The following is a 7,678-nucleotide window of genomic DNA, read 5'->3' as shown; positions in this document are numbered from 1 at the left end:
TTCCTACTCCTTCGTGGGATTCCTCTCCACTTTCGCGGGATTACCCTCTTCTTTCGTGGGATTACACTCTCTTTCCGGGAATTCACTAACACTCTACACCTATCAATCTACCACACCAAACCAAAAAGGCCTCCAATCCACGAAGGCCTTCCCCTTATATTTATAGCATTTCAGAAGTCGTTTTTGCTTGCATATGAAGCAATAAATAGTCAGGTCCACCTGCTTTAGAGTCGGTGCCAGACATATTGAATCCGCCAAATGGCTGATATCCAACAATGGCTCCAGTACATCCACGGTTGAAGTAAAGATTCCCAACATGGAAATCTTCTCGTGCTTTTTCAATGTGAGCACGGTTGTTGGTAATGACAGCACCTGTTAAACCGTATTCTGTATTATTAGCAATATCAAGCGCATGATCAAAGTCTTTTGCCTTACAGAATGCAACTACAGGCCCAAAGATTTCTTCCTTCATTAGACGGGCATTTTCATCAACATCCGCAAAAATTGTTGGTTGGATGAACCAGCCCTCAGAGTCATCTCCCCTGCCACCATAAGCTAGCCTACCTTCTTCTTTACCAATTTCTACATAACTCATAATCTTGTCATATGCACCTTGGTCATTAACAGGTCCCATTGAAACAGTTGGGCTTCCAACTGTATCCCCTACTGATAATTTTTTCGTTAACTTCACTACACGATCAAGTACTTGAACATATACATCTTCAAGAACAACTACCCGTGAACAAGCTGAACACTTTTGACCTGAGAAACCGAATGCAGAAGCCACGATTGATTTTGCCGCCAATTCTAAATCAGCATCTTTATCAACAACAATCGTGTCCTTACCACCCATCTCAGCAATTACGCGCTTCAGCCAAATCTGACCTTCATTTAATTTTGATGCACGTTCATAAATGCGAAGACCAACATCACGAGAACCGGTAAAGCTGATAAAACGAGTACGGGGATGATCTACTAAGTAATCTCCAACTTCTGAACCGCTACCTGGAATATAGCTAACAACTCCAGCTGGCAGTCCAGCTTCCTCTAACACTTCCATAAATTTTGCTGCAATGACTGGGGTGGTACTTGCTGGCTTTAGTAAGACAGTGTTACCCGATACAAGCGCAGCTGTCGTCATCCCTGCCATGATTGCAAATGCAAAATTCCATGGTGAAATAATAACTCCAACCCCAAGTGGGATGTAATTAAATCGATTATATTCAATTGGACGGCTTTCGATTGGAATTCCGTCTTTTAATTTTAACATTTGACGTCCGTAATACTCCATGAAATCAATTGCTTCTGCTGTATCAGCATCGGCTTCATTCCACGGTTTTCCTGCTTCTTTAACAAGTAGTGCAGAGAATTCATGCTTGCGACGGCGAACAATAGCAGAAGCGCGGAATAAGATATCAGCACGCATTTCAGGCTTTGTTTTTCGCCATGTTTGGAAGGTATGATCCGCCACCTGCATTGCTTTTTCGGCAAGTGCTTTATCTGCTTTGGATACACGTCCGACAACTTCGGATCGATCTGCTGGATTTACTGAGACAATTTTCTCTTCAGTGGTAATACGTTCTCCACCAATAATCAAGCTATAATCTTTGCCTAAATACGTCTCAACTGTTGCAAGACCAGCCTCAAAAGCTTTCTTGTTCTCCTCAACAGTAAAATCAGTAAATGGTTCGTGTTTGTATGGAACTACCATTCTAATTTTCGCCTCCCTTTCTACTCTAAAAAGCAGTTGAAAATCTTTACAATTATTATTCTACTAGAAATATCCTAACTCTTCAAACCATACAAAATAGTTAGACTTTTCAAATTAATGATACAAGCCTATTCTAAGAAAAGCGCAAGGCGCCCGCTTATCGGCGACAGGCATAAGACGATTCGGCTGGAAGGTTGCTTTTTAACCTTCTTGACGGATTGGCTTATGACCCCGAGCCGATGGCGCCTGGAGCTAGACAATAAAAACTAATTATCCTCCTATAACCTACATTGAATCAACCAAAAAAAAGGAGACCCATTGGCCCCCCTAAAATTGTTATTCATAAATATGGACAAACGGTTCTTCATCACCTGAATCGCGGACGATTAAACCTTCTGGTCCACTTTCCGAGGAAATATAGATGCGAACATTCATATAACTAGGAAAATGATCCATCACAAGCCCTGTTACATATTGAGTAAATCCAACTACTTCTGCTTTTCCATAAAACTGCATTGGAATGGTGATCTTGAGCTCCTGTAGCTCATCATTTTTATAGAAGCCTTGACCTATCACACCTGTGTAATTTGTGAAATAATCGGCAATATCTCGTTGAAAATTCTCAAATTTAACTGCATCCTCTGGGTAAGCCTTAGTTGCATTAGTCGATGGAAAGAATTGATACTCCTCTTTCACATCTTCCCATTTTCCAAGCTTAGAACTATTCCCATCCACCTTTGCTTTAGCAATAAAGTTACCTGGAGCAATCGATGAAATTTCTGCTTGTTCAAATAAGGAAATCACAATCGGTACTTGACTGAGTTCAGGGATATTTCTTAAACGTTTAATAATTTCATCAGCCATTTTTTTACCTTCTGCTTCAAGTATAGCTGAATCAATCTTTGCTTCCCGCTGAAATCCACGATATTCTTCTATCACATAGTCATCAGGTAACTTGTAATAATAAACAGAATTCAAAGCTAAACCGATAGCGATACCACCTAATTCAACCTGCCCCTCGCTATTTTTCACCAAATAGTTATGTTCAAGGATGCTTGATAAATAGATCGGGCTTTTTTTCATTTGCTCTTCATACGGAATACTTGCATCATAGGCAAAACTAGGATTTAAACCAAGATTCTCTGGCTCCTTGTCTTTATCCTTAGATGCCTGCTTCTTTGCTGCAAGCTGTTCAGCCGTTAACGTTCTACCCAACCAACTCTCAATCGTTGTTTTCTTTAAGTATTGTCCTTCCTGGTATAAATACTTATCAACACTGAAAGTATCTTGTGCCATTCTCATTAAACCCGTTTCAAATTCATCGATGTCGAGACGGGTATTTAGTCTACCTAACACAAGACCTCTCGCTTCCCCAGATTTAAATGGCAATATTGTTCGATAATACGATTCTGAGATGTTGTATTTTGGAATAATCGCAGTCTCCTTTGTATCATTTGTCTCCTGTACAACTTCTTCTTCCTTTTCGAAGGTAGGAGCACATCCTGATACAAGAAGCACTAGTGTAAGACCTAACATGAGTAGGTTTTTCAAAATTAAACACCTCTTACTTTTTCAATTCTTGAATTAATCGTTGTTCATCCCAAATCTCAATGTTTAATTCCTGTGCTTTTGTTAACTTTGAACCCGCTGCCTCACCTGCAATTAGTAAATCAGTACTCTTACTAACACTTCCAGTTACTTTCCCACCAAGTGCTTCGATTTCACTTTTTGCATCATTACGATTAAGCTGTTCTAATTTTCCCGTCAACACAATGGTTTTCCCCGCGAAAACAGAATCAATATCTGTAGTATCCATTAGTTTAGGACCCTTATAAGCCATATTCACGCCACTTTGTTGGAGCTCATTTATTAATGTTTCTACCTCAGGTTGATCAAAAAATGCGACAACCGATTCAGCCATTTTATCACCAATCTCATGGATGCTAATCAAGTCCTCAAAGCTTGCATTCTGTAAATTGTCAATGATTTCAAAGTTCTGCGCTAGTGTTTTTGCCGCTTTCGCACCTACATGTCGAATTCCTAAACCGAATAATAGTTTCTCTAACGAGTTTTGTTTCGATTGTTCTATCGCTTTTAGAAGATTATCAACTGATTTTTCACCCATACGCTCTAACTGCAGGAGCTGATCTTTTTCAAGCTTATAGAGGTCAGCTACATTTGCGACAAGCTCCTCTTTGAATAATTGGGCAATTACTCTCTCTCCAAGGCCATCAATATTCATCGCGTTTCTTGATACAAAATGAATCAATCCTTCACGGATTTGAGCAGGACATGCAGGGTTAATACAACGAAGAGCTACCTCTTCTTCAAGCCGCACAAGCTCACTTTCACACTCTGGACAATGTGTTGGCATTGAAAACTCTATTTCTGCACCAGTTCTTAAATCTACAATAACATTAACAACTTCAGGGATAATGTCGCCTGCTTTTTTAACAACGACCGTATCACCAATCTTCAGATCCTTTTCACGGATAAGGTCTTCATTGTGAAGGGATGCTCTCTGTACAGTTGTACCTGCTACACGAACAGGTTGTAAGATGGCTGTTGGTGTGATGACTCCAGTTCTTCCAACACTTAGCTCTATATCTAATAGCTTTGTCATGACTTCTTCTGCTGGGAACTTATACGCAATCGCCCATCTTGGACTTTTTGCTGTAAATCCTAAAGCCTCCTGATCAGCTAAAGAATCAACCTTTATTACAATTCCATCAATTTCATATGCAAGATTAGGGCGTTTTTCTGTCCAGATTTCTACATACTTAATCACGTCATCAATCGTAGCACATCTTTGACGTTCTGGGTTTGTTTTGAAGCCTAAATCATCAAGAAGATCTAGTCCTTCACTATGAGAAACAACGCCAGTATCGCCTAGGTCTGCAATACTATAGAGGTAAATATCAAGGTTGCGCTTTGCTGCAATTTTTGGATCGAGCTGTCGTAGTGAACCAGCCGCAGCATTTCTCGGGTTCGCAAATGGCTCTTCTTCATTTTCAAGCTTTGCTTTATTTAAGCTCTCAAATGACTTTCTCGGCATAAATGCTTCCCCACGGACTTCAAGCGAAATTGGTTGTTTGATTCTTAATGGGATTGATCGAACGGTTTTTAGGTTTTCTGTAATATCCTCACCAATGGTCCCGTCTCCACGAGTCGCACCTTGGATAAACAAACCGTTCTCATATCTCAGAGATACAGCTAGTCCATCAATCTTTAGTTCACATACATAAGAAATCTCCCCACCAACAGCTTGTTTTGCACGGCGGTCAAAATCCCTTAAGTCATCCTCATTAAATGCATTCCCCAAGCTAAGCATTGGTGTTCGATGCTCCACTTTGCGAAAGGCATCTAATATATTTCCACCAACGCGAAGGGAAGGCGAATCATTCGTGATAAATTCAGGATATTCGCCTTCTAACTGCTGAAGTTCCTGCATTAAACGATCATATTCCGCATCAGGAACTGACGGTTTATCTAAAACATAATATTCATAATTATATTGATTCAAACTAACATGTAGTTCATTTATACGTTGCTGTGCCGCTTTTTCCATTAGTTCAACCCTCTCGTTAAAATGAAATAAGTTCATTGATTATAACAGAGTTGCTTACACTTTTGTAACCGGCGCAAATTTAGCAAGAAGTCTTTTAATCCCTGTTGGGCTTGGAAATGCAATATCAAGTTCTTTTGATTCACCTTCACCCTTAACACTAACAACTGTGCCAATGCCCCACTTCTTATGCTCCGCTTTATCCCCTACTTGCCAAGTAATTTCATTCCCACCTGTAGACTTTGCCGCTGTAAATGTCGGCTGTGGCATCGCACGTCTTTCAGAGCGCGCAGGAGTAAATGGCGTTCTGGCAGGTGTTTGAGCAGTTATTTGCGCTCTTGCTTTAGCTCTTGCCTGATTTTCCTGTTGCTTCAACATTTCATTCATGTTCTCTAATAAGTCTGCAGGAATCTCCCCTATAAACCTTGAAACTGGATTCATATTTGTACGTCCAAATAATGTTCTCATCTGTGCATTTGTGATATATAAATCTTCCTCTGCACGAGTAATCCCTACATATGCAAGTCGACGCTCTTCCTCCATCTCAGCCTCTTCCATCAAAGAACGACTGTGAGGGAAAACACCTTCCTCTAATCCGATTAAAAAGACAACTGGAAACTCCAATCCTTTTGCAGAGTGCAATGTCATAAGTACAATTGCATTACTCTTGTCCTTTTCTTCCTCATCTTCTTCTAATTTATCAATATCAGCCACAAGTGCCAAGTCTGTTAGAAATGCAATTAAGCTTTTGTCTTCATTTTTTTCTTCGAAATTTTTTGTAACCGATAAAAATTCCTCAATATTCTCAAGACGACTTTCAGCTTCGATTGATTTTTCATTTTTAAGCATGTCCCTGTAACCTGTTTTATCTAGAATTTCTTCTACTAGTTCTGTTACAGATAGATACTCTTGCATCTGACCCCAATGGTTAATTTGATTTCGGAAGTCTCGTAATGAATTCGTTACTTTTGCACTTAATCCTAGTAAATCAATATCAGCAAGAGCATCAAATAAAGATAAATCTGTTGTAATTGCATAGTTTGCAATTTTATCAACCGAGGTTGATCCTACACCACGTTTAGGAACATTGACAATTCTTGCTAAGCTTAGATCATCATCAGGGTTGGCTACTAAACGTAAGTATGCAAGAAGATCTTTAATTTCTTTTCGATCATAGAACTTTGTTCCTCCAACAATTGTATAGTTGAGATTACTTTTAAGAAGCACTTCCTCCATAACACGAGATTGGGCATTTGTACGATAGAGGATTGCAATATCTGATAGTTTCCTTGCTCCACTATTAACTAAATCACGAATTTTTCCTGCAACAAAATGTGCTTCCATTGCTTCACTATCAGCACGATAATAACTAATCTTACTACCTTCGTCATTTTCCGTCCAAAGTACCTTCGGCTTTCTGTTCGAATTATTCTCAATCACCACATTGGCTGCTTGAAGAATTCGTTTAGTTGAGCGATAGTTTTGCTCTAGCATAATCATTTGTGCGTTTGGATAGTCTTTTTCAAACGAAAGAATGTTAGCAATATCAGCACCACGCCAACGATAGATAGATTGATCTGAATCTCCAACCACACAAATATTTTTAAATCTTGCTGCTAATAGTTTAACTAATAGATATTGAGCATGGTTCGTATCTTGATACTCATCCACATGAATATATTGAAATTTACGCTGATAATTTGTAAGAACCTCTGGTACTCTCTGAAATAACTGAATGGTTGTCATGATTAAATCGTCGAAGTCCAATGACTGATTCTTTCTCAATTTACGTTGATATTCTGTATACACATCACTGACTGTTTGTTCATAATACCCACCAGCACCAACTGTTTTTGCGTATTCTTCAGGAGTAATCAATTCATTTTTAGCACTACTAATTGAACCTAATATACTTCTAGGGTCATTCTTTTTTGGATCCATGTTTTTCTCTTTTAGTACACTTTTTATAACAGACAGCTGATCACCAGAGTCTAAAATGGAGAAATTACGATTGATGCCAAGTCTATCAATGTCTCTTCTAAGAATTCGGACACACATAGAGTGGAACGTCGAAATCCAAATATCTTCTGCTGCTCCTCCAACAATAGCAGAAACACGATCCTTCATTTCTCTTGCCGCTTTATTTGTAAAGGTAATTGCAAGAATATTCCAAGGCGCTACTTGCTTTTCAGCCATAAGATAGGCAATTCGATGTGTCAGTACTCTTGTCTTTCCACTACCTGCACCCGCCATTAGTAGAAGTGGGCCATCTGTTGCTTTTACTGCTTCTTGTTGTTCTTTATTCAACCCCGCTAACAATTTATTACTCATAAATTGCATTACATCACACCCTTATCTAAAATTCCCTCACAACTTTTAAGAACATATGTTTTTATTTTAAA

At 39.1% G+C, this 7,678-nt stretch carries 4 protein-coding genes; all 4 read right to left on the bottom strand.

The features are described from left to right. Positions 1-160: 160 nt before the first annotated feature. Positions 161-1,711, bottom strand: coding sequence for an L-glutamate gamma-semialdehyde dehydrogenase (gene pruA / locus BLQ56_RS22605; RefSeq protein ID WP_090859834.1), 1,551 nt, complete (start codon positions 1,709-1,711; stop codon positions 161-163). Positions 1,712-2,047: 336 nt separating this feature from the next. Continuing rightward, positions 2,048-3,262, bottom strand: a complete 1,215-nt coding sequence (locus BLQ56_RS22600; RefSeq protein ID WP_090859832.1) for a CamS family sex pheromone protein — start codon at positions 3,260-3,262, stop codon at positions 2,048-2,050. Positions 3,263-3,275: 13 nt separating this feature from the next. After that, the gene (gene ligA / locus BLQ56_RS22595) at positions 3,276-5,279 is read right to left on the bottom strand and encodes an NAD-dependent DNA ligase LigA (protein WP_090859830.1); all 2,004 of its coding nucleotides are present in this window, start codon (positions 5,277-5,279) and stop codon (positions 3,276-3,278) included. 54 nt (positions 5,280-5,333) lie between these two features. Further along, positions 5,334-7,616 carry a DNA helicase PcrA gene (gene pcrA / locus BLQ56_RS22590; protein WP_090859828.1) on the bottom strand — a complete coding sequence of 761 codons (2,283 nt, stop codon included), beginning with the start codon at positions 7,614-7,616 and terminating at the stop codon, positions 5,334-5,336. Between the last annotated feature and the right edge of the window lie 62 nt (positions 7,617-7,678).

The sequence above is a fragment of the Litchfieldia salsa genome (genome assembly GCF_900104555.1).
Classification (GTDB): Bacteria; Bacillota; Bacilli; order Bacillales; family Bacillaceae_L; genus Litchfieldia; species Litchfieldia salsa.
This window is presented reverse-complemented; position numbering and strand designations above follow the sequence as displayed.